Origin of the sequence: Duganella sp. 3397 (assembly GCF_031456625.1) — a bacterium.
GTDB classification, from domain to species: domain Bacteria; phylum Pseudomonadota; class Gammaproteobacteria; order Burkholderiales; family Burkholderiaceae_D; genus Rugamonas; species Rugamonas phyllosphaerae.
This window is the reverse complement of sequence record NZ_JAVDVB010000008.1, coordinates 71,418-94,829: the sequence shown is the minus strand read 5'-3', so window position 1 is coordinate 94,829 and position 23,412 is coordinate 71,418. Positions and strand designations below refer to the sequence as shown.

Below are 23,412 nucleotides of genomic sequence, written 5' to 3'. Positions count from 1 at the left end.
TTTTTTCCACATGCAAGTAAACCAGGCATTCAAGTTTTTCGTTTAAAATCATGGACCTATCTATAATACTTACAGCCCTTTGTACAAGATGACCGCTATGTGACTAAATTCACATAGTGTGGATAGTTTCCATGAATGAAATGATGAACTTCGACGAACCCCACGATTCCACTGCTGCCGGCACGCCGGTGCTCACCGTTTCCGCGCTCAACCAGGCGGTGGCGCGGCTGCTCGAACGCTCGTTTCCCCTGACCTGGATCGCCGGCGAGATTTCCAATTTCACCCGCGCCAGTTCCGGCCACTGGTACTTCACGCTCAAGGACAACGCTGCGCAGGTGCGCGCGGTGATGTTCCGGGGCCGCGCCCAGTACGCCAACTTCACCCCGCGCGAAGGCGACAAGGTCGAGGTGCGCGCGCTGGTCACGCTGTACGGCGCCCGTGGCGATTACCAGATCAACGTGGAGGCGATCCGTCGCGCCGGGGTCGGCACGCTGTTCGAGGCGTTTTTGCTTTTGAAGCAGAAGCTCGATGCAGCCGGCCTGTTCCACCCCGACCGCAAGCGTGCGCTGCCCATGTTTCCGCGCACGGTGGGCATCGTCACCAGTCCGCAGGCCGCTGCGCTGCGCGATGTGCTCACCGCCCTGCGCCGCCGCGCGCCGCACGTCAACGTGGTGCTCTACCCCACCCCGGTGCAGGGCCAGCTGGCTGCGCAAAAAATCGCCGCAGCCATCGACACGGCCTCGCTGCGCAACGACTGCGATGTATTGATCGTGTGCCGCGGCGGCGGCAGCATCGAGGACTTGTGGTCGTTCAACGACGAGGACGTGGCGTACGCGGTGGCCAACTGCCGTATGCCGGTGATCTCGGGCGTGGGCCACGAGACCGATTTCACGATTTGCGATTTTGCCGCCGACCTGCGCGCGGCCACGCCCACAGCGGCGGCCGAACTGGCGGTCACGCCGCGCGCCGACTGGCTGGCCTCGCTGCGCACCGACGCCACCGACCTGCGCCGCGCCATGCGCCGCGCGCTGTCGGAATCGACGCAAACGCTGGACGGCTACACGCGGCGCCTGCTCAACCCCAACGCCCAGATCCGCCAGCAGCGCCTCAAGTTGCTGGCGCTATCGACCGCGATGATGCACGCCAACCGCGCGCCGCTCACGCGCGCGCGCCACCAGCTCGACCGCCTGGGCGAACGGATGGCCGCCTGCACGCCCGACACCCGCGCCGCGCGCTCGTCGCTGGCCGCACTGCGCCACCGCGCGGCCATCGGCATGGCGCGCACGGTGCAGCAGCGCCGCGCGGCACTGGCGGCGTTGTCGTCGCAACTGGAGTTGTTGAATCCGCAGAGGACGCTCGAGCGCGGCTATGCGATCGTCACCGACGAGGCGGGGGCAGTGGTACGCTCGCCAGGACAGATCGTGGCGGGAGGTGCGCTGGGGGTGCGAGTGGCCGAGGGGGCGGCTGTCGTTGAGGTGGCGGCGGTTCGCTAATCCGTCGACAGCATCGCCGACATGCCGATCAGCACCGGGTATTTTTCCGTCATCACGTACGTCGGAATATGCGCCAGGTAGTCCGAAAACCTGCCCTTCTGCTCGAACCGCGCGCGGAACCCCGAGCGCTCGAAAAACGCGCTCATTTGCAGCACCGTGCGGCCGCCGATATAGATGCCGCCCTTGGCGCCGAGGGTGAGCGCCACGTTGCCGGCCACTGTGCCGAGCATTTCGCAGAACGCCTCGAGCGTCTCTTCGCACACCGGGCACAGCCTGTGCAGGCCGCGTTCGAGGATTTCCTGCGTGGTCAGGATCTGCGGCTCGATGCGCGCCCGTTCGCACAGCGCCCGGTACACCAGCCCCAGGCCGATGCCCGACACCAGCCGCTCGCTCGAGACGTGCTCGTGGTGGCGGCGCGCGTAGCGCAGGATGTCGATTTCACGCTCGTTCATCGGCGCGAACGTGGTGTGGCCGCCTTCGCTGTCGATGGCCAGCCAGCGCTCGCCTACCGGCACCAGGTACGACACGCCCAGGCCCGCGTCCGCGCCGACCAGGCCGATCACGGCGCCGTCGCGCGGCGCGCCGCCGCCCACCTGGTGCTTGTTTTCCGGCGCCAGGTGCGGCAGCGCGGACGCCAGCGCGCGCAGGTCGTTGACCACCACCAGCGACTTCAGGCTGAATTGCGAACACACGGCCTCGATCGAAAACGACCAGTGGTGGTTGGTCATGGTGACCCAGTCGCCGTCGATCGGGTTGGCAATCGCGATGCCGGCGTAGCGCGCCTGGTAGCCGCCCGCCGCCACCGTGGCCGGCTGCGACAGGTACGCCACCAGCGCTGCGCCCAGGGTGGGATACGCGGCGCAGTCGGCCACCCAGACCGCGTCGATCTGCTGCGGTGCGGTTTCCACTGCAAAGCTGGCGCTGCTGCCGCCGATGTCGGCCAGCAGGCGCGGGCCACTGGCGCCGTGGGAAAAATTCGAATCCATGTCTCTGACCTCTGATTATTTTTGTTGTACGCTGAGCCAAGCCCTGGCTGAACCTGGGCTGAACATCTGCCGGCGATTATAAGTGAAGGCCCTAAATATGGTACTCTTCGCTGAAAAGGTTTTCATAATACTTCGTCAAGGATTGCACGTTGCCAGATCATTCCCCCTCCTCCGGCCCATCGACATTAATGGACGTCGCCCGCCTGGCGGGGGTCTCACCGAGTACCGTCTCGCGCATCCTCAACGGCACCGCCAAGGTGTCCGACGACAAGCGCCTGGCCGTGCTGGCCGCTATCGACAAGGTCAGCTTCGCACCGAACCAGATGGCGCAAGGGCTCAAAAAGGGCCGCTCGCTCACCATCGGCATCGTGGTGCAGGATATTTCATCACCGTTTTTTGATGAAACGCTGCGCGGCATCGACGACGGCCTGAAAGGCACCGGCTACGCGTCGGTCATCGTCAGCGGCCACTGGAACGCGGAAGAGGAAGCGGACCGCGTGCGGCTGCTGCTGGCGCGCAAGGTCGATGGCATCATCCTGCTGTCGGGCCGCATTTCCGACGAGGCCGTGCTGGGATTTTCCAGCCAGCGACCGATCGTCTCCACCGGCCGCGCGCTGCACACCCGCACGGCGCTGGGTTTTAAAACCGACAACGAATACGGCGCCTGGCTGGCCGTGCGCCACCTGGTCGAACTGGGCCATCGCCGCATCGCCTTCATTTCCGGCCCCACCAACAACCACGATGCCGACGAGCGCCTGGCCGGCTACCGCCGCGCGCTGGCAGAGTCGCAGATCGACATCGACCCCGCGCTGGTGGTGGAAGGCAATTACCATGAGGCAAGCGGCATGATGGCCATGAACCGCCTGTTCGACACCCACCAGCAATTTACCGCCGTGTTTGCGGCCAACGACCTGAGCGCCTACGGTGCGCGCCTGGCGCTGTACCGCAAGGGCATCCGCGTGCCCGACGATATCTCCCTGGTCGGCTTCGATGACCTGCCCGGCTCGTCGTACACGACGCCGCCGCTGACCACCGTGCGCCAGCCGATGTACGACATGGGCCGCATCGCCACCCAGGCGCTGCTGCGCCTGATCAATGGCGACACCGTGCAGGGCGAGATCCCGCCTGTCGAGTTGGTGGTGAGAGAAACCACGCGCCGCGTACGCTGAGGTCAGATTGATCCCACACGTCAAGCGGGGCCATTTTGGCAGCCAAGCGGCATCCCCCGTACAATAATGACGTTTCGCCAAAAACCACCTGGTTTCTGATAAACCCCATCCCATAAAGGAAGCTCCATGGAACATACCCTGCCACCTCTGCCATATGCCATCGACGCCCTGGCGCCACATATCTCGCAAGAAACGCTGGAATACCACTACGGCAAGCACCATCAGACCTATGTGACCAACCTGAACAACCTGATCAAGGGTACCGAGTTCGAAAACCTGTCGCTGGAAGAAATCATCAAGAAATCGTCGGGCGGCGTCTTCAACAATTCGGCACAAGTGTGGAACCACACCTTCTACTGGAACAGCCTGACCCCGGGCGGTAAAGCCGTGAGCGGCGCGCTGGCCGACGCCATCAACGCCAAGTGGGGTTCGTTCGACAAGTTCAAGGAAGAATTCACCAAGTCGGCCGTGGGCAACTTCGGTTCGAGCTGGACCTGGCTGGTGAAAAAGGCCGACGGTTCGCTCGACATCGTCAACACCTCGAACGCCGCCACCCCACTGACCACCGATGCCAAAGCACTCATCACCTGCGACCTGTGGGAACACGCTTACTACATCGACTACCGCAACGTGCGTCCTAAATACCTGGAAACCTTCTTCGCGCTGGCGAACTGGGACTTCGCAGCCGCTAACTTCAACTGAATGTAGCCGGCTTATAGAAAAGCCCGAACCCTGCAAAGGGTTCGGGCTTTTTTACGTCCGTTAAAACTTAAGGACGCGCAGTGGGTACGCCACCGGTGCGGCGGCCCAGTTCCTCGCCGCCTTCGATATCGCCCTTCACTTCGGTATCGCTGTCGCCGCGGCTGTCGTCGGGTTCGGCTTCGACGCCGAGGTGGTCGTCGGGCACGCTGCCATCGTCATCGAGCGGCACCGGGTCGCGGAAGTCGCCGTCAACCAGGCGCTCCGAGGTGGGCATCGCTTCGACGTGGTCGAAGCCGACATCGCCGGCTTGCAGCGTTTGCGAACCGACGTCGATGCGCTCGCCGGTGCCTTGCGAATCGGTGTCGCTGTCGAGCGCCAGATCGTGGTCGTTGGCCACATCGCTGCCGCTGTCGGAGTTGTCGCTCGGTCCGAGGCCACGGGTGCCGTGTCCGCTGCCCAGGCTGCGGTCGTTACCTCCGAGGATGTAGTCCGGGTCCAGGGTGCTGTCTGCCATGATCTGCTCCTTCAACTGTAAAACACCATTGCACCACTGGCGACGCCGACGCTCGGTGCGCACACGCTCATACCATCCCACTTCGGCGCCGATTAGTGCAGCGCTATCGTGCCGATAGGAATTCTTTACTTTACAAATGTACTATTCAGAGATATAGTTACATTCATCAACAACGTCACTCACCAGGAGCCATCATGAGCACCACCACCAAAGACCTGCTGCGCGCTGCCGCCACCGTCGTCTTCGCAATTGCCGCCACTGCCACCACCGTCACCAGCGCCTTCGCTGCCGAAGCTGCCACCGGTACCACCGCGGTCGCCGCCAAGGCCGACCAGCCGCACCAGCTGACCCGCGCCGAAGTCCAGGCGCAAGTGATCGAAGCGCGCAAGAACGGCACGCTGCTCGAAACCGAGGCCGACTTCGATGTCGCCCAGACCCGCAAACAAGTCGCCCGCTAAGCAGTGGTCTTTGCCATGACATTGCCCTCCCGCGCACAGGTCCGCCGCCTCGCTACAGCATTGCTGGCGGGTGCGCTGGCGGTGCTGGCCGGGTGCGCGGACATGGGCAAGATCGAGCCGCAGGCAGTCGCCATCAAGCCGTTGGAACTCAATGCGGGCAAGGCGATTGCCGACGCCAGCGCCGACGTGGCCTGGCCTACGCAAGCCTGGTGGCAAGCGCTGCACGACGACCAGTTGAACGCGCTGGTGGCCACCGCGATTGCCGGCAGTCCCAACCTGCGCGCTGCCGAGGCGCGTGTGCGCCAGGCCGAGTCGCTCGCTGGCGTGGCCCGTGCCGGCACCCTGCCGAAAGTGGATGCGTCGGCCAGCATCGACCGCGAACTCTATACGGGCAACGGCGCCATTCCCGCCGCGCTGGCCGGCAAGACCGCGTGGAAGAACACGGCCATGCTGTCGGGCTCGTATGACCTCGACCTGTGGGGCCGCAACCGCGACCTGCTGGCCGCCGCGCTCGACGACGTGCGCATGGCCTCGGCCGAAGCGCAGATGGCGCGCCTGACGCTGGAAACGGCAATCGTGCGCGCCTACATCCAGCTATCGCTCGACTACACGCTGCAAGACAGCGTGGCCGAGAACCTGGCACAGCGCCACCGCATTCTCGAGATCACCCGTCAGCGCCGCGCGGCGGGACTGGCGACCGAACTGGAAGTGGCCAACATCGAAACAACGCTGCCAGCTGGCAAGCGCGAGCATGAGCAGATCGGCGCCTCGATCGCCCTGCTGCGCAACCAGCTGGCAGCCCTGATCGGCAAAGGACCGGGCGACGGCGAAACGATCGCCCGGCCGACGCTGACCCTGCAAGACGGCAATGAAGCGCGCGTGCCTGCCACATTGCCTGCCGAACTCGTTGGTCGCCGGCCCGATATCGTGGCCCAGCGCTGGCGCGTGGAAGCGGCCGGTGCGCGCATCAGCAGCGCCAAGGCCGACTTTTATCCGAACGTAAACCTGGCGGCGTTCGTCGGTTTGCAGTCGCTGGGCTTCCCGCGTTTTTTGGAAAGCCATGCCAAGATGGCCGGCGTCACGCCAGCGATCAGTCTGCCGATCTTCGAGGGCGGCCGCCTGCGCAGCCAGCTCGGCAACCAGACTGCGCTGTATGACGTGGCCGTCGAGCAGTACAACGGCGTGGTGATCCAGGCCATGTCGGACGTGGCCAACGCACTGGTGCGGATCGAATCGGTCAAGCAGCAAGACCAACTGGCGCAGCAGGCCCTGGCGTCGGCGCGGCGCCAGCAGCAGCTGGCAGAACGGGCCTATCAAGCCGGCATGACCGACTCGCTCAACGTCATCAATGCACAGCTGACTTTGCTTAACGAGCAGCAGCAGATGGCGCAAGTGGCAAGCAAACAACTCGATAACTATGCATTGCTGATGACAGCACTGGGTGGAGGGGTAAAACTGGATTGAACCCCAGTTTCTGATAGTACAATCGTCCTTTTAAGATGAGCAGAGGAGCAAGGCAATGAGTAGTAGTTTCGACGCGACCAACAAGCGCCTGAAAAACATCCATGCCCGCATCCCCGAGTTTCCAGAGGATCTCATGCGGCTGCTGCGCATGACCTATCACGTCCAGAAACGCATCAAGGACTTGAGCAACGCCGCCTTGCGCAAGCACGACCTGGTGGACACCAGCTACATGGTGCTGGCGGTGTTGTACGGATCGGAGAACGAAACCTCCACCGCTTCCACGCTGGGAGAAGCCTGCATGGAAAAACCGGCCAACCTCACGCGCGTGTGCAACGACCTGGAAAAACAGGGCCTGATCTCGCGCGGTAACCGGCCCGGCGACCGGCGCTGCGTGATGATCACGCTTACCGACGCCGGCCGCGCCATGGCCGAAAAAGTCATGCCCGAAGTCTGGGGCACCACCACGCGGGCGTATGACGGCTATGGCGCCGCCGATATCGCCGCACTGGAAACGCTGCTCGCAAGGCAGCTCGACAACCTGGAAACACTCACTTAGGCAAACCAATATGACCTCTCCCCGCGCCGCCACTCCTGACACACACCAGAACGCGGCGCGGGGAGCGTTGCACTGGATCGCCAGCGAAACCTCGGCCTGGTTCGGCGTCGAAGGTCCGCGCCTGATGTACGTCGCCAAGGCCATGCTGGCCGCCTTCACCGCGCTGTGGCTGGCGTTTCGCCTCGAACTCGATTCCCCCTTCACGGCCCTGGCCACCACCATCATCCTGGCCTTGCCCAGCAGCGGCATGGTGCTGGAAAAGGCCTTCAATCGCCTGCTCGGCACCCTGGTCGGCTGTACCGCCTCGGTAATCCTGGTGGCGCTGTTTCCGCAGTCGCCGGCGCTGCTGTTCATCGGCGTGGCGCTGTGGATCGCGCTGTGCACCGGCGGCGCGGCCATGCACCGCAACCAGCGCTCGTACAGTTTTGTGCTGGCCGGCTATACCGCCTGCATGATCGCCGTGCCCGCCATCGACAATCCGGGCCACGTGTTCACGCTGGCCGTCACGCGCCTGACCGAAGTAGGATTGGGCATCATCGTCGCCACCGTGGTGCACGACGTCATCTTCCCCCGCCGCCACTCGCATACCGTGATGCGCACCGTGCAGGCGCGCTACACCAGCTTCATCGGCTTTTGCCAGAAGGTGCTCGAGCACCGCCTGTCGCCGGCCGAAACCGAGATCAACCACCTGAAGTTCGCCGCCGATATCGCCGCGCTCGAATCGGGCCGCGCTGCAGCGTACTTCGAAGCCGGCCACGCCAGCGCGCACACGCGCCAGCTGCACGCGTTCAACGCCGCCTTCATGGACGTGCTCACCACGTTCTACACGCTGCACCGCCTGATTCACCGCCTGCGCGCCAATGCCTCCGTGCCGGTCCTGGCCCTGGTCGAACCGATCCACGCCAGCATGGCAGAGGCTCTGAAGGACGACCTGACCGCCGCCCGCATGGCGCAAATGCGCACCGGCCTGGCGGCCGACATCGAGGCCGCCCGCAAGCAGGCCGAGCCCCTGGAGCGCCCGCAACGGATCGATTTCGACACGGCCGTCGAACTGCTGCAACGCTTCGCGCGCGACCTCGGCGAATTCGCTGCCCTGTACCACGGGCTGGCCGACGACAAGCGCCAGCAGGTAAGCGACCCGGTGGCCTACACGCCGCGCACGCCGCCGGCCATCGTGCTGGCGTCGGGCTTTCGCGCTGCGGTCACGCTGCTGGTTGCCGCCGGCGCCTGGTACTGGCTGGCCTGGCCCGGCATGGGCAACGTGATCCTGATGGCGACGATTTTCTGCGCGCTGGCGTCGTCCTCGCCGCGCCCCACCGCGATGGTGCGCCAGGTGCTGATCGGCTTCCTGTTCGCGGTGCCGCTGTGCTTTCTCACCGAGTTCTGGCTGGTGGCGCGCGCCGACGATTTCGCACCCATGGTGCTGGCCACGCTGCCGATCTTCGCGCTGGGCGCCTACATCACCACCATTCAGAAATGGGCCGGCATCGGCATCGGCCTGGGCCTGTTCCCGGCCACCCTGCTCGTGCCCAGCAACCAGATGCACTACGACGTCGAATCGTTTCTGTCGAGCGAACTGTCGCTGGTGATGGGCGTGGTGGTGGCGTACGTGATGTTCGCGGTGGTGCTGCCCGAGCATACGATGGGCCAGCGCGACCACGTGGCCGCCGCCCTGTGGCGCGAAGCGCGCAGCGCCTGCACGGCAAAACTGGGACGCCTGAAACGCCGTTTCGACAACCGCGTGCGCGACCTGCTGAGCCAACTGAACGCGGCCTCCGGCCCGGCGCCGGGCGACGCCGCCCGCGCCGTGGTGCGCCAGGGCTTGACCTTGCTGGAACTGGGCCACGCGGTGATCGAACTGCGCCAGCTGATCGCCGCCTCGCAGCCGGGCCCGGTGCGCCACAGCCTGCAGCAGGTGGTGGCGGCGGTGGCCGACTACCTGCACACGCCGCAGCGCGGCCAGGGCCAGCTGGCATTGGCGGCCATCCTGCAAGCGGGATCGGCCATCCGCGCGGTATTGCCCGACGCCGCACCAGAGCGCCTGCCGGCACTCAACACCGCGCTGGCCGACCTGCATTCCATTTACACGTCCTTGCTGGACCAGATTTCAACAGGAGAAACCCGCCATGCCGCGTGATATCAATTTTTTTGGCGTGCTGCTGCCAGGCGTGCTGCCGCTGTTTTTGCTGACGCTGCTGTTGCAGGTCGCGCTCGACAGTGTACTCAACCGCGTGGGCGCCTACCGCCTTAGCTGGCATCCGGCACTGGTACGCGTGTGCCTGTTCGTCTGCATCTTTAGCGCCCTGCTGATCACCCTTTATCAATAAGTTCAATAAACCTCTGCGAGATCAAAACGTGAGCGCATCCAAAATCTTCCGCTTCTTCCTTACCCTGCTGTTGCTGGGCGCCGCCCTGTTCCTGGGCCGCATGGCCTGGGACCGTTACATGGATTCCGCCTGGACCCGCGACGGTCGCGTCAAGGCCGACGTGGTCACCATCAGCGCCGACGTGGCGGGCACCGTCACCGAGGTGCTGGTGCGCGATAACCAGTTCGTCCACAAGGGCGACGTGCTGTTCGTGGTGGACAAGGCGCGCTATGAAAACACGCTGGCGCAGGCCAGCGCCGCGCTGCGCGCGCAGCAGGTGGAAAAAGGCCGTCGCACCAAGGAGGCCAACCGCCGCGCCGCGCTCGACGCGTCGATCATCTCGGCCGAAAACCGCGAGACCGCGCAGTTTGCAGTCGGCACCGCGTCGGCGCAGTACCAGGCAGCACTGGCCGCACGCGACATGGCCGCGCTCAACGTCGAGCGCACCACCGTGCGCGCGCCGGTCACCGGCTACGTGACCAACCTCAATGTGCACGCGGGCGACTTCGCCGCCGTGGGCGCGTCGAAGCTGGCGGTGATCGACAGCGCCTCGTTCTACGTGGTGGGGTATTTCGAAGAGACCAAGCTGCCGCTGTTGAAACTGAACGACAAGGTCGAGATGCGCCTGATGAGCGGCGACACCGCGCTGCACGGCCACATCGAAAGCATCGCGCGCGGCATCACCGACCGCGACGCCAACCTGGGCCGCGAACTGCTGGCCGACGTCAACCCCACCTTCAGCTGGGTAAGGCTGGCGCAGCGGGTGCCGGTGCGCATCCATATCGACCAGCAGCCGAAAGACCTGACACTGGTGGCAGGCACCACCTGCACGGTGGTGATCCACCACACGTAGAAAAGCCCGCTGGCGCGGGCTCGGGCAACTGATTACACCTCGGGAGAGGTATGCGTGAGCGCGTAGTGCAGGTGCTGCCACCAGTGCTCGCGCGAGTCGACCATGCGCAGGCACTTCTTGTCGATCTCGGTGGTAAACACCTTGTCCTGGCACTGCTTGGTCATCAGCGCATGGCGCTGGTTTTCGGCATTGACCAGCGCCACCGACAACCACACCACCAACCCGAGCAGCACGACTGCTGCGGTCCAGGCGATATGGTTGATATAGGAAAACTCGTACAGGTTTTCGACGGCCGGTGACGATTCTTTATAGATATGCATCACCTTGCCTTCGGCAGCCTTGCGTTCCTTGCTGATTTCTTTCATCACTGATCCCATCGTATCGATCTGCACCCGCGCGTCGCGGACTTGCCACGACGCGAGGTTACCACTGTTTGACTTATCGGCTGCTTAAAAGTCGTAGCGCGCCGAGAGTTTCAGCTGGCGGCCATCGGCGGTGTAAATGCCGCCGTTGCCGAACACGCAGTTGAACGCCTGAGAGGTGTAGCGCTTGTCGGTCAGGTTCTGGCCCGACAGCGCCAGCTCCCATGGTCCGAACTTGCGCGCGTAGCGGGCATCAAGCGTGGTGTACGACGCGATCTTGCTCGAGCAGCTGTTGGCGTAATCGTCGCCGTAACGCTGGTCGTCCACCCACTGCACGCCGATGTCGGCGCTCTGGCCGCTGGCCGGCATCCAGCTCAGGCGCGCGGTCACGGTGTTTTCCGGCACCAGCGCGATCTGCTTGCCGCTATTGGCGCCAGCGCGGAACTTGGCGTCCACGTACTGGTAATGGGCGCTCACGCTCCAGTCGGCGGCAATGCGCTGCTCGGCATCGAGCTCGAAGCCCTGGCGCTTGGTCGGGTCGAGATTGGCGTTGGCGCCGAACGGCGCCACGGTCGGATCGTAGAAGATTTCGTCAGTCAGGTTGCTGCGGAAAATGCGCGCGGTGGCCTTGCTGCCGGCGCCCATGGCATAGGTGGCGCCCAGTTCCAGGTCCTTCGATTTTTGCGGACGCAGCACCTGGTTGACCACCGGCGTGCCGGCGTTGTCATCGGCGTTGGCCAGGCGATAACTCTGCCCGGCCTTGCCGAACACGGTCAGGCCGCTCACCGGCATGTAGCTCAGCTGTACTTCCCAGGCGTTCACGCCCTGGGTGGTGTCGTAGCCGGTGGTGGCAAAACCCTGCGGATCGCGGAAGGTCTTGTCGAACAACTCGCGGCGCACGCCGGCCGAAACGCGGCCTTCGTGCACCGGGTCGTAACGCAGCTCGTCGCGGATGTAGATGGCTTTCGATTTCTGCTGCGCGTCGGCGGCGGAAAAACTGGCGGTGGTGGTGCGGTCCCACTTGGTGAAGTCGGCGCCGAACACCAGTTCATTGACCATGCCGCCCACCGCGCCAAGCTTGCGCACGCGCGGCGAGAATTGCCATTGCTTGGTGTCGTAGCTGCTGGCCGATGGTCCGAATTGCGAGACGTACAGCGCATCGACGGTCTTCTTGCGGTACGACAGTTCGGCGGCGACGTCGTGGCCAGCCACGCGGTATTCGCCAAACGCCGTCAGGCGGTCGCTGTCGAGCGAGCCGTAGTCGTCGGGCGACGAGGTCTGGCGCGGGTTGGCGTTGTACTGGGCTTCGGTCAGCGCGCCCGGCAGACGCGAGTCCTGGCGCGCGCCTTCGTAGCGCACGCCCACGCGGCCGGCGTCGTTGTGCCATTGCAGGCCGCCGCTCAACTGGGTTTGCTTGAAGTCGTTGTTGTCGCGGTAGTTGTCTGTACGCTGGTGGCCGGCGCTCACGTCAGCCGAAAAATCGGACCACGACTGCGCCATGCTGGCACGCGCTTCGCCGGCATTGAAGCTGCCGCCTTCAACAAAAACCGTGCCACTGCCGGCGCGCTGACTCGGGCGCTTGGTGACGATGTTGATCACGCCACCGGTGGCGCCGTCGCCGTACAACACGCTGGCGCCGCCGCGCGTGATCTCGATGCGCTCGACGCTGTCGATCGGGATGGTCGACAGGATGGCGTTGGCTTGCTCGTTCTCGGACAGGCGCACGCCGTCAACCACGATCACCATGTTCTGGGCGCTGTTGGCGCCGAAGCCGCGCAGGTCGAGGCCGAAGTCCGGGCTGCCGGTGAGGCTCTGGCGGCCGTACACGCCGCCGATCTTGCGGATCGCGGCATTCACATCACCGGCGCCGGCGCGGCGGATCTCGTCGGCGGTGATCACGGTGGCGCCTATCGGCGCGAGCGATGCATCGGCCTCGAAACGGGCGCCGGTGACCACTACCGGCGCCAGCGCCTGGGTGACCTGCGCCAGGGCGGCAGGAGCGATGAAGCAGAGGGAAACGGCGGCTGCCAGCAGGCGCGGACGAAGGGAAATGGACATGGGATCGATAGCCAGTAAAACGGGAAGGCGCATATTATACGCGTGATATTTTTTGAATCGAAACGATCTACTTTTTCGCTATTGCCACTCGGCGTGCGCATCCCTATATTGGTTGATTGGATCACACCGGAGCTTTGCCATGACCACCACCGCGACCACCGCCTTGCCCACCTACTTCCTGTCCCACGGCGGCGGCCCGTGGCCGTTCATGATGGACCAGGTAGGCCACCTGTACCAGCAGCTCGACGCCGCGCTGCGCGACATTCCGCGCCAGATCAAAGGCAAACCGCGCGCGGTGCTGGTGATTACCGCGCACTGGGAGGGACGCGACTTCCTGCTGTCGTCGTCGGCCAGGCCGCCGATGATTTACGACTACGGCGGCTTCCCCGCGCACACGTACCAGGTGCAATACCCTGCCCCCGGTTCGCCCGAACTGGCCGCGCGCGTGCAGGCGCTGTTGCAGGCCGGCGGCCACCCGGCGTCGCTCGACGACGGGCGCGGGTTTGACCACGGCACCTTCAGCGCCATGGTGCCGGTGTTTCCGGATGCGGACGTGCCGATCGTCCAGCTCTCGCTCAAGCACGGCCTCGACGCGCGCACCCATATCGAAGCGGGCCGCCTGCTGGCGCCGCTGCGCGACGAAGGTGTGCTGATCGTGGGCAGCGGCCTCAGTTACCACAACCTGCGCGCATTCAACGCCCAGGGCGCGGCAGCGTCGCACGCGTTCGACGGCTGGCTGCGCGCGGCGATGGCGCTGCCTGCTGCAGAGCGCACGCAGGCCTTGCTGGAATGGGACCAGGCGCCGGGGGCGCGCATGGCCCATCCCCGGGAGGAGCATTTGCTGCCGTTGATGGTAGTGCTGGGCGCGGCCGAGCAGGATGTGGCCACCGTGCCGTATCACGAAGATGCGTTCATGGGGGCGCTGGCGGTGAGCAGCTTCAGGTTCGGCTAGCTGGTACTAAATTGGATGCCCGCCTGCGCGGGCATGACGACGCGACAGTCGCTGCGATGCTTGAGGCATAACGGCAATTCCGTCATCCCCGCGAGGCTTAGGGCATAGTGGTAATTCCGTCATCCCCGCGCAGGCGGGGATCCAATATTTTCGCATGGCGTCGGCGCTTCAATTGAATGCCCGCCTGCGCGGGCATGACGGATAAGTGGCGGCAGGTTGACGGCTTAGCGGCCGCAGCTTAAATATTACGTCCCGCGCTTGCCGTTGGCCGCATTGCGCGCCTTCTCGGCTGCTGCCGCCGCCTTCTCGGCATTCTTGATCGCCATCTCCGCCTCGTGCGCCGCCAGGCGCTCGGCGCGCGAGGCTGGCGTTTCCAGCGAAATGCGTCCCAAAATGCCGCTGCGGTAGTCACCCAGGAAGGTGTGCGACGCTTTTTCGAAATCGAAGTCGCCGCCCTTCTGGCGGAAGCCGCGCTTGGCCGCGATGCCTTCCACCACGGCGATGCCGTCGAAAGTCTCGATCTCCTTGAAGCCGTAGCGCGCCACCAGCAAATCAGGGTAGTAGCGCAGCATTTCGTCGGCCAGGTACACCGCCACTTCCTCTTCGATCAGGGCGTTGGAGCCAATCGCGTGACTGGCAGCGAGCATCAGGCCGTCGGTGGGCAGCGCGATCTTGGGCCACAACATGCCCGGGGTATCGACCAGGATGGTGTTCTTGTCGAGGTAGAGCTTTTGCTGCTGCTTGGTCACGGCCGGCTCGTCGCCCACCTTGGCCACGCGTTTTTTCAGCAGCGCGTTCATCAGCGTCGATTTACCGACGTTGGGGATGCCCATGATCATGATGCGCAGCGGCTTGGTCGGCACGCTGCGATGCGGCGCCAGCCTGCGCGCCAGGTCGAGCACGCGCGCCACGTCGGCCGGCTTCTTGGTCGTCATCGGGTAGGCGGTCACACCGTCCTGGGCGTTGTAGAAGTCGGCCCACTGGGACGTGGCGGCCGGGTCGGCCAGGTCGATCTTGTTGAGGATTTTCAGGCACGGCCGCTGGCGGAACTTGCGCAGCTCGTCCACCATGGGGTTGGTGCTGGCCTCGGGCAGGCGCGCATCGACCACCTCGATCACCAGATCGATGTTTTCCATTTGCTCGGCCGCCTTCTTCTTGGCGGCGTTCATATGCCCCGGATACCATTGTATCGACATGCTCTGACCTTCAAAATCGTTCTGACAATCCGCTATTTTACCTGCTGACCGGTCCGGGATTCGGATATCATGGTCCGTCTGGCTTTTCCATAATCATATAAACAATATTGTCATCCGGAGTTTTGAAGATGAATAGTGCGGCATTATCCAATCCCAGGGAAATCACCATCCGCGGGATTTTCCTCGGCATTCTCATCACGCTGGTATTTACCGCCGCCCAGGTATACCTGGGCCTCAAGGTGGGCCTCACCTTCGCCACGTCGATCCCGGCAGCGGTGATCTCGATGGCGCTGCTGTCGGCGTTCAAGAACGCCACCATCCAGGAAAACAACATCGTCCAGACCATCGCCTCGGCCGCCGGCACGCTGGCGTCGGTGATCTTCGTGCTGCCCGGCCTGTTGATGGTCGGCTGGTGGGCGCACGTGCCGTTCTGGCCGACGTTCGGCGCCTGCGCCATCGGCGGCGTGCTGGGCGTGATGTACACGGTGCCGCTGCGGCGCGCGCTGGTGTCGCAATCGACGCTGCCCTACCCCGAAGGCGTGGCTGCCGCCGAAGTGCTCAAGGTCGGCACCGCCACCCGCGAGGGCGCCAAGGAAGGCAAGGCCGGCCTGCAGGCGGTGCTGCTGGGCGCGATCGCCTCGGCCGTCATGGCGCTGGGCGCCGCCGCCAAGCTGATGGCCGCCGAACTGACGTTCTACTTCCGTACGGGCGCTGCCGGCGCCACCGGCATCGGCGCTGCCGGTTCGCTGGCGCTGATCGGCGCCGGCCACCTGATGGGCATCACGGTCGGCGTCGCCATGCTGGCCGGCCTGGTAATCGCCTGGGGCATCCTGGTGCCGTGGCTCACCGCTCTGGCGCCAGCCGCCGCCGGCGTAGGCGCCGAAGCCCACGCGCTGGCGATCTGGAGCAAGGAAGTACGCATGATCGGCGCCGGCGTGATCGGTGTGGCCGCCATCATCACCCTGGCCGGCCTGGCCAAGCCCATCATCGGCGGCCTCAAGTCCGCCATGGACACCGCGCGCCGCGCCAAGCTGGACGGCGCCGTCATCGACCGCACCGAGCAGGACATCCCGATCTTCATGGTCGGCCTGGTAACCTTGCTGGCCATGGTGCCGGCCGGCTGGCTGCTGTTCAGCTTCCTGCAGGGCGGTCCGCTGGCGTCAATGTCGCTGCCGCTGGTGGCGGTGGGCGTCGGCTACATCCTGGTCGCCGGCGTGTTTGCTGCCGCCGTGTGCGGCTACATGGCAGGCCTGATCGGTTCGTCCAACTCGCCGGTATCGGGTATTGCGATTCTGGCCATTCTCGGCGCCGCGCTCATCGTGGGCATGGTCGGTCGCAGCGTAATGGGCCCGCAGGTGGCGCACGCGCTGATCGCCTACGCGCTGTTCGTCACCACCGTGGTGCTGGCCGTGGCCGTGATCGGCAACGACAACCTGCAGGATCTGAAAACCGGCCAACTGGTCAACGCCACGCCGTGGAAGCAGCAAGTGGCGCTGCTGATCGGCGTGTTCGCCGGTTCGTGCGTGGTGCCGCCGGTGCTGGAACTGCTCAACCACGCCAACGGTTTTGTCGGTGCACCGAATCTCGATTCGATCTCCGACCAGCCGCTGGCCGCGCCGCAGGCACTGCTCATTTCCACGCTGGCCAAGGGCGTCATCGGTGGCGACCTGGAATGGGGTCTGCTGGGCTATGGCGCGCTGATCGGCCTGGGCCTGGTGCTGATTAACTTCTTCCTGAAAAAATCGTCGAACGACAAGTACAGCCTGCCGCCGCTGGGCGTGGGCCTGGCGATCTACCTGCCGAGCGCGGTGATCACCCCGGTGGTGCTCGGTGCGGTACTGGACTACTACTTCGAAAAATCGGTCGGCAACTCGCCGGCCGGCGAGACCGCCAAGCGCCTGGCCGTGCTGATCATGTCCGGCTTCATCGTGGGCGAAAGCCTGTTCAACGTGGCGCTGGCCGGCCTGATCGTGGTCTCGGGCGAAGGCGAACCGCTGGCGATTGCCACGTCGCTGACGGCAGCGCACACCATGCTCGTTTCGCTGGTGGTGGGCGTGGTCGTGGTGACCGGGCTGTACCGCTGGGCGGGCCAGCGTGGCAAGGACGTGACTGCCTGAGGCTGCTCTTCCGCTGTCAAGAATGCCGCCCCGCCGCTGTGCCGGGCGGCATTTTTGTTTTTGCGACACAGCTATTGCATTCAGGATAGACAATGATCGTGTGGCGAACCTATAATTGTTTTTTGGTCAATCGACGATGCCATGCGCCGCCCACTGCTCACTCCCCTGTTTCACCTTGTTGTGGTGTGCGTCGCCATGCTGACCGGTCCGGCCCGGGCCGCCGCACCTTTGCCGCCCGTGGCCGCCTTCTTCGGCACGCCGCACTTCAGCCACGTCAAACTGTCGCCCGACGGTCGCCACGTGGCGATGGCGATCCTGCTGCCCGATGGCTCGCAAGGCATCGCGGTGCGCGGCACCGAGGCCGACGGCAAACTCGGCGCTCTGGCGCGGGTGGACGGCGTGGACGTCGGGATCAGTGCCATCGATTGGGTCAACAACGGCCGCCTTACTTACCTGCTCAAGGACCTGCGCCGCAATGCGGACACCCAGCGCGACGTGTTCGCAGTCGATATCGACTGCAAGAACCTGCGCCACCTGATCAGCGGCGACTGGCGTTTCAAACCGGATGCACCGATCGGCAGCACGATCTCGAGTCGCATGCTGCCGCCCGGGTATGTGTATGTCGACCGTATCAACGACGGCTCGGACGACATCCTGATCGCCAAGGTCAGCTGGAACAATGTGGACATCGCGTCAAATTCGTCGCGCCTGCACCGTCTCAATACCCGTACCCAGCGCATCCGCCCGGCGTTCGAGGGCAGCCAGCCGCCGGCGGTGCGCAGCTGGCTCAACGACTACGATGCGGTACCGCGCGTGGTGACGTCGGAACTCAAGGGGCGCTGTTCCACCTGGTACCGCAAGCCGGACGACACCAGCTGGACCGAGATCGACAGCGCCGCCTGCGCCGAGGGCAAGGCCTTCCGGCCGCAGTTTTTCGATGGCAGCGACTCGCTGTACGTGGAAGCGAACTACAAGGGCTACGACGCGCTGTACCGGTACGATCTGAACACGCTCACGCGCGACGCGCAGCCGGTCGTGGAAACCGTGGGCTTCGATTTCCAGGGCAGCCCGGTGGTGGACATGACCTCGAAGCGGCTGCTCGGGCTGCACCTGACCACAGACGCCAACACGACCGTTTGGTTCAACCCGGTGCTGAAGGCCGAGCAGGCCAAGATCGACGCCCTGCTGAGCGGTTCGATCAACACCATCTCGTGCGCCGCCGACTGCCTGGCCGCGCCGGTGCTGCTGGTCACCCGCGAAAACGACCGCCTGCCGACCGAATACGCGTTGTACGTGCGCGCCACCGGCAAGCTGCTGGGCCTGGGCAGCAGCCATCCCGACATCAAGCCGGCGCAGATGGGCCAGCGCAGCTTCCACCATTACCCGGCGCGCGACGGCCGCAAGATCCCTGTTTATGTGACCACGCCGGCCGATGGCGCCGCCGGGCCGCGCCCGGCCGTCGTGCTGGTGCACGGCGGCCCCACGGTGCGCGGCAGTTCGTGGGAATGGGATGACGAAGCGGCCTTCCTCGCTTCGCGCGGCTACCTGGTGATCCAGCCCGAGTTCCGTGGCAGCACCGGCTTCGGCAGCGACCACACCACGGCCGGTTACCGGCAATGGGGCGGCACCATGCAGGACGACCTGGCCGACGCCGCCCAGTGGGCGGTGAAGCAAGGCTGGGCCGATGCGCGCCGCATCGGCATCATGGGCGCGAGCTACGGCGGCTATGCCACCTTGATGGGCCTGATCAAGGACCCGGCGATTTTCCGTGCCGGCGTGGCCTGGTCCGGCGTGACCGACCTGCAGTTGCTGTTTACCTCGCTGCAATCGGACGCCACCGAGGATGCGCTCGACTACGGCATGCGCGCGACCATCGGCGATCCCGAGCGCGACGCAGCCCTGTTCCGCACCAACTCGCCGCTGCGCCGCGCCGCCGAACTGAAGCAACCGCTGCTGCTGGCCCATGGCATCGACGATCTGCGCGTGCCGATCCAGCACGCCAGCGACTTCTACGGCGCCGTCAAGGCCCACAACAAGCAGGTACAACTGGTGACCTACGACGACGAACAGCACACCTGGCGCAAACAGCAAACCATCCTCGACTTCTGGCAACGCGTCGACACCTTCCTCGATACCAATCTCAAGCACTGATTTCCACGTTTATGATCATCCAACTGTCAAGCTCCTGCCCACCGCCGCTGCGACGTCATCCCCTTTCATGCGTGTTCGCGCTGGTCGGCGCACTCCTCGCTGGTGCAACGGCGCCAGCGCTGGCGGCGCCGTTGCTGCCGCCGGTCTCCGCTTTTTTTGAAACGCCCTACCTGGGCGAGGTAACGTTGTCGCCGAAAGGCAGCATGGTGGCCATGGCGATCAGGCGCGATGACGGCACGCTGGCCATCGAGGTGCGCGAGACGGCCAACCCAGCCAAGGGTAGCGAGTTGGCGCGGGTGGACAATGTCAATGTCGGCATTGCCGATATCCATTGGATCAACGAAAAGCGTCTTGGCTACACGCTCAAGAACCTGGGCAAGAACAGCAGCACCTTCCTCGACGAATTTGCCATCGATGTCGATGGCAGCGACCGGCGCCACCTGATCAGCGGCAACTGGAATCACGACCAGGAAGCGCCCACCGGCACCATGATCGGCAGCCGCATGCTTACCGCCGGGCACATGTACGTAGGTGCCGTGCATGATGGTTCGGATGACATCCTAGTCGTCAAGTTCCTCTGGAATAACACCGAAATCATGTCCGAATCGTCGCGCCTGTACCGGCTCAATACCCGTACCCAGCGACTGACACCGGCATTCGAAGGTTCGCAGCCAGCGGCCATCAAAGACTGGATGACCGACAACGACGGCGTGCCGCGCGTCGTGACGTCCAAGGTGCAAGGGCGTTGCACCACCTATTACCGCAAGCCCGACGACACCACCTGGACCAACATCGACAGCGGCCAGTGCCTGGAATTGGGCACGCTCTTCCAGCCGCGGTTTTTCGACGGCAGCGACAGCCTGTACGTGAACGCCGCGCACAATGGCTATGCCGCGTTGTACCGCTACAACCTGGCCGCGATGAAACTGGATCCCGAACCGGTGGTGGAAACCCCGGGGTTCGACTTCCGCGGCGCCCCGATCATCGACTTCGACAGCAAACGCATGCTGGGCTTGTACCTGACCACCGACGCCAATACCACGGTCTGGTTCAACGCTGCGCTCAAGGCTGACCAGGCCAAAATCGACGCCGCCCTGCCCGGCATCAACCGCATCATTTGCGCGGCGCACTGCCTGGCGTCGCCGATCCTGCTGGTGCGCCGGGAAACCGATCGCCGACCGTCCGAGTACGTGTTGTACACGCGCGCCACCGGCAAGATGGTCGGCCTGGGCAGCGCCCACCCGGGCATCTTGCCGGCGCAGATGGGCGAACGAAGTTTCCATCGTTACAAGGCGCGCGACGGCCGCGAGATACCGGTTTACGTTACGTTGCCAGCCGAAAAAGCGGACGGACCACGGCCGGCCGTGGTGCTGGTGCATGGTGGCCCGGCAGTGCGCGGCGGTTCGTGGGAATGGGACGACGAAGCGGCCTTCCTCGCTTCACGCGGCTACGTGGTGATCCAGCCCGAGTTCCGTGGCGGCGCCGGCTTTGGCAGCGACCATTTGCGGGCCGGGTTCCGGCAATGGGGCGCCGCCATGCAAGACGACCTGGCCGACGCCGCGCAGTGGGCCGTCAAGCAGGGCTGGGCCGACCCCGCGCGGATCGGCATCATGGGCGCGAGCTACGGCGGCTATGCCACGCTGATGGGATTGATCAAGGATCCGCAGTTGTTCCGGGTGGGCGTGGCGTGGGCCGGCGTGACCGACCTGGGACTGATGTTCACCTCGTCCAGCTCGGATGCCACCAGGGAAAACCTCGGCTACAGCATGCGCACCATGATCGGCGACCCCGACACCGACGCCGAACTGTTCCGCAAACATTCGCCACTGCAGCGCGCAACCGAACTCAAGCAACCTTTATTACTGGCGCACGGCGCCGACGACCGGCGCGTGCCACTGGAACACGCCACCAGGTTCTACCGCGCGGTCAAGTCGAACAACCCGAAAGCCGAACTGATCATCTACGACGACGAACAGCACGGCTGGCGCAAGCAGCAAACCCTGCTCGATTTCTGGAAGCGCGTTGAAACCTTCCTCGACACCAACCTCAAGCACTAAGCTTCGGGTTAGATTTCGGCGAGCGCCTTCAGGTGGGCGACCACGCTGCGGCCGAGGGCGGAGAGGTTGTAGCCGCCTTCGAGGCAGCTGACGATGCGTCCTTGCGCGTACAGGCGCGCGATCTCCATGATCTGTTCGGTCATCCAGGCGTAATCGGCTTCCACCAGGCCCATGCCGCCCAGGTCGTCCTCGCGGTGGGCATCGAAGCCGGCTGAGATAAAAATCATCTCGGGCTGGAACGCGTGCAGCGCCGGCAGCCATTGTTCGGTAACGATGCGGCGCACGTCGTCGCCCTTGGACGCCAGCGGCACCGGCACGTTGACGCGGTTGGGCGTGATCGGCAGCGGCTCGTTGTACGGGTAAAACGGATGCTGAAAAAAACTCACCATCAGTGCGCGCGGCTCGTCGCGGAACGCCTCTTCGGTGCCGTTGCCGTGGTGGACGTCGAAGTCGACGATCGCCACCCGCGCCAGTCCGCGCGCGTCGAGCGCATGCTTGGCGGCGACCGCGACGTTGTTGAACAGGCAGAAGCCCATCGGCTCCATCGCACGCGCGTGGTGGCCCGGCGGGCGCACCGAGCAGAAGGCGTTGTCGATTTCGCCGTCGATGACAGCGTCGGTGGCGGCCACCGCCGCGCCGGCCGCACGCTGCGCCGCCAGCCAGCTCCAGGCGTTGAGCGAGGTGTCGCCGTCGAGCGGGTAGGTGTCGCCGGGGGCGGGCACGTTGTCGCGGATGATGGCGATCGCATTCTTGCTGTGGTTGCGTTCGAGGTCGGCCACGGCGACCAGCGGCGCCTCGCGGTAGTCGAGCAGGTCGCTGATGTGGGAGCCGATCAGCTGGTCGGAAATCGCCTGCAGGCGCGCGGGGGACTCGGGGTGCCACTCGCCCATGTCGTGGCGTTGGCAGTCTGGATGGCTGTAAATGGCGGTGGTCATGACTCTCTTGTGTCTCCGGCGCAGTTTCTCGCATAGAATCGACTGTATGCAAGATGCCCAGCTGTTCCATGCTTTCTATGCGCTAATCTACCACATATCATGTACACAAAATTGCACGCGGCAGCACGGCAGGTGGGCACCATCATCGTCGGCAAGGACTTGCAGATCCGACAGGCACTGGCCTGCCTGCTGGCGGGTGGCCACCTGCTGGTGGAAGACGTGCCGGGCGTGGGCAAAACCACGCTGGCGCACGCGCTGGCCATTTCGCTGGGACTGCGCTTCAACCGCATCCAGTTTACCAGCGACCTGCTGCCGGCCGACGTGAACGGCATCTCGATCTACGACCGCGAACAGAACGGCTTCGTGTTCCACCCCGGCCCCATCTTCACGCAAGTGCTGCTGGCCGACGAAATCAACCGCGCCACGCCGAAAACCCAGTCCGGCCTGCTCGAGGCGATGGAGGAGCGCCAGGTCAGCGCCGACGGCGTCACGCGCGAACTGCCCACGCCGTTCTTCGTGATCGCCACGCAAAATCCCACCCACCAGATCGGCACCTTCCCGCTGCCGGAATCGCAGCTCGACCGCTTTTTGATGTGCCTCTCGCTCGGCTACCCGGACGCCGCCGCCGAACGCGCACTGCTGCTGGGCGACGACCGCCGCGCCCTGCTCAAGACGCTGCCGGCGGCGATGACGTCGAACGAACTGGCCGACGCCCAGCAGTCGCTGCGCGCACTGCACGTGGCGCCCACGCTGGCCGACTACGTGCAGCGCCTGGCCGCCGCCTCGCGCCAGAACGGCATGTTTGCCGAGGGCCTGAGTCCGCGCGCGGCGATTGCGCTGCTGCAGGCGGCGCGCGCCTGGGCCGCGCTCGAAGGCCGCAACCACGTGCTGCCCGAGGACGTGCAGGCGGTGCTGGCGCCCGTGTGCGCGCACCGCCTGCGGCCGGTCAAGGCGGCGCACGGCACGGCGCTGGCCAGCGGCGACCTGGTGCTGCAGTGGCAAAAATCGGTGCCGGTGTAGGCG

At 64.9% G+C, this 23,412-nt stretch carries 20 protein-coding genes; 14 read left to right on the top strand and 6 right to left on the bottom strand.

The window, feature by feature from the left end; all coding sequences use genetic code 11:
* Window positions 1–143: 143 nt before the first annotated feature.
* Window positions 144–1,493 (top strand): exodeoxyribonuclease VII large subunit, encoded by a 1,350-nt coding sequence (gene xseA, locus J2X54_RS22715; RefSeq protein ID WP_404990955.1) that lies wholly within the window; start codon window positions 144–146, stop codon window positions 1,491–1,493.
* Here xseA and glk read toward each other — a convergent pair.
* The gene (glk, locus tag J2X54_RS22710; protein ID WP_310184102.1) at window positions 1,490–2,479 is read right to left on the bottom strand and encodes a glucokinase; all 990 of its coding nucleotides are present in this window, start codon (window positions 2,477–2,479) and stop codon (window positions 1,490–1,492) included. The two genes, xseA and glk, sit on opposite strands and share 4 nt — an antisense overlap.
* Window positions 2,480–2,667: 188 nt before the next feature.
* On the opposite strand from glk, the gene J2X54_RS22705 reads away from it, so the two are divergent.
* Both J2X54_RS22705 and sodB read left to right on the top strand, forming a co-directional pair.
* A complete protein-coding gene (locus tag J2X54_RS22705) occupies window positions 2,668–3,648 on the top strand; it encodes a LacI family DNA-binding transcriptional regulator (protein ID WP_070249416.1) in 981 nt (326 codons plus the stop codon).
* Window positions 3,649–3,774: 126 nt separating this feature from the next.
* A complete protein-coding gene (sodB, locus tag J2X54_RS22700; RefSeq protein ID WP_070249415.1) occupies window positions 3,775–4,350 on the top strand; it encodes a superoxide dismutase [Fe] in 576 nt (191 codons plus the stop codon).
* A 67-nt stretch (window positions 4,351–4,417) separates the two neighbouring features.
* On the opposite strand, the gene J2X54_RS22695 is transcribed toward sodB, so the two are convergent.
* Entirely contained in the window at window positions 4,418–4,864 is a 447-nt protein-coding gene (locus J2X54_RS22695; protein ID WP_310184096.1) for a hypothetical protein, read from the bottom strand.
* A 194-nt stretch (window positions 4,865–5,058) separates the two neighbouring features.
* Here J2X54_RS22695 and J2X54_RS22690 point away from each other — a divergent pair, with 194 nt between their 5' ends.
* The 6 genes from J2X54_RS22690 to J2X54_RS22665 are packed head-to-tail and all read left to right on the top strand — an operon-like array spanning window position 5,059 to window position 10,561.
* A complete protein-coding gene (locus J2X54_RS22690) occupies window positions 5,059–5,322 on the top strand; it encodes a hypothetical protein (RefSeq protein ID WP_070249413.1) in 264 nt (87 codons plus the stop codon).
* Between the two features lie 15 nt (window positions 5,323–5,337).
* Complete coding sequence (locus tag J2X54_RS22685; RefSeq protein WP_310184094.1) at window positions 5,338–6,786, top strand: efflux transporter outer membrane subunit; 1,449 nt, start codon at window positions 5,338–5,340, stop codon at window positions 6,784–6,786.
* Window positions 6,787–6,841: 55 nt separating this feature from the next.
* Window positions 6,842–7,342: a MarR family winged helix-turn-helix transcriptional regulator gene (locus J2X54_RS22680; RefSeq protein ID WP_070249411.1), complete on the top strand. Its 501-nt coding sequence runs from the start codon at window positions 6,842–6,844 to the stop codon at window positions 7,340–7,342.
* A gap of 10 nt (window positions 7,343–7,352) precedes the next feature.
* Window positions 7,353–9,479, top strand: coding sequence for an FUSC family protein (locus tag J2X54_RS22675; RefSeq protein WP_310184091.1), 2,127 nt, complete (start codon window positions 7,353–7,355; stop codon window positions 9,477–9,479).
* Complete coding sequence (locus J2X54_RS22670; RefSeq protein WP_310184089.1) at window positions 9,469–9,669, top strand: DUF1656 domain-containing protein; 201 nt, start codon at window positions 9,469–9,471, stop codon at window positions 9,667–9,669. The genes J2X54_RS22675 and J2X54_RS22670 overlap by 11 nt, the downstream gene beginning before the upstream one ends.
* A 28-nt stretch (window positions 9,670–9,697) precedes the next feature.
* On the top strand, window positions 9,698–10,561 hold the full coding sequence (locus tag J2X54_RS22665; RefSeq protein WP_310184088.1) for an efflux RND transporter periplasmic adaptor subunit: 864 nt from the start codon (window positions 9,698–9,700) through the stop codon (window positions 10,559–10,561).
* Between the two features lie 32 nt (window positions 10,562–10,593).
* Here the strand turns inward: J2X54_RS22665 and J2X54_RS22660 are convergent, their stop codons facing one another.
* On the bottom strand, window positions 10,594–10,926 hold the full coding sequence (locus tag J2X54_RS22660; protein WP_310184086.1) for a hypothetical protein: 333 nt from the start codon (window positions 10,924–10,926) through the stop codon (window positions 10,594–10,596).
* Window positions 10,927–11,010: 84 nt separating this feature from the next.
* Window positions 11,011–12,981: a TonB-dependent receptor gene (locus tag J2X54_RS22655; RefSeq protein WP_310184085.1), complete on the bottom strand. Its 1,971-nt coding sequence runs from the start codon at window positions 12,979–12,981 to the stop codon at window positions 11,011–11,013.
* 139 nt (window positions 12,982–13,120) lie between these two features.
* Here J2X54_RS22655 and J2X54_RS22650 point away from each other — a divergent pair, with 139 nt between their 5' ends.
* Window positions 13,121–13,933 carry a class III extradiol ring-cleavage dioxygenase gene (locus J2X54_RS22650; protein ID WP_310184083.1) on the top strand — a complete coding sequence of 271 codons (813 nt, stop codon included), beginning with the start codon at window positions 13,121–13,123 and terminating at the stop codon, window positions 13,931–13,933.
* Between the two features lie 245 nt (window positions 13,934–14,178).
* On the opposite strand, the gene ylqF is transcribed toward J2X54_RS22650, so the two are convergent.
* Window positions 14,179–15,102 carry a ribosome biogenesis GTPase YlqF gene (ylqF, locus tag J2X54_RS22645; protein WP_404990954.1) on the bottom strand — a complete coding sequence of 308 codons (924 nt, stop codon included), beginning with the start codon at window positions 15,100–15,102 and terminating at the stop codon, window positions 14,179–14,181.
* Between the two features lie 155 nt (window positions 15,103–15,257).
* Here ylqF and J2X54_RS22640 point away from each other — a divergent pair, with 155 nt between their 5' ends.
* The 3 genes from J2X54_RS22640 (at window position 15,258) to J2X54_RS22630 (ending at window position 21,454) form a co-directional block, all read left to right on the top strand.
* On the top strand, window positions 15,258–17,246 hold the full coding sequence (locus J2X54_RS22640; protein WP_310184079.1) for an OPT family oligopeptide transporter: 1,989 nt from the start codon (window positions 15,258–15,260) through the stop codon (window positions 17,244–17,246).
* 141 nt (window positions 17,247–17,387) lie between these two features.
* A complete protein-coding gene (locus J2X54_RS22635; RefSeq protein ID WP_310184077.1) occupies window positions 17,388–19,397 on the top strand; it encodes a S9 family peptidase in 2,010 nt (669 codons plus the stop codon).
* 11 nt (window positions 19,398–19,408) lie between these two features.
* On the top strand, window positions 19,409–21,454 hold the full coding sequence (locus J2X54_RS22630) for a prolyl oligopeptidase family serine peptidase (RefSeq protein ID WP_310184076.1): 2,046 nt from the start codon (window positions 19,409–19,411) through the stop codon (window positions 21,452–21,454).
* 8 nt (window positions 21,455–21,462) lie between these two features.
* On the opposite strand, the gene J2X54_RS22625 is transcribed toward J2X54_RS22630, so the two are convergent.
* Complete coding sequence (locus tag J2X54_RS22625; protein WP_310184075.1) at window positions 21,463–22,389, bottom strand: histone deacetylase family protein; 927 nt, start codon at window positions 22,387–22,389, stop codon at window positions 21,463–21,465.
* Between the two features lie 99 nt (window positions 22,390–22,488).
* Between J2X54_RS22625 and J2X54_RS22620 the strand changes: the two genes are divergently transcribed.
* Window positions 22,489–23,409 (top strand): MoxR family ATPase, encoded by a 921-nt coding sequence (locus J2X54_RS22620; RefSeq protein WP_310184073.1) that lies wholly within the window; start codon window positions 22,489–22,491, stop codon window positions 23,407–23,409.
* Window positions 23,410–23,412: the final 3 nt, after the last annotated feature.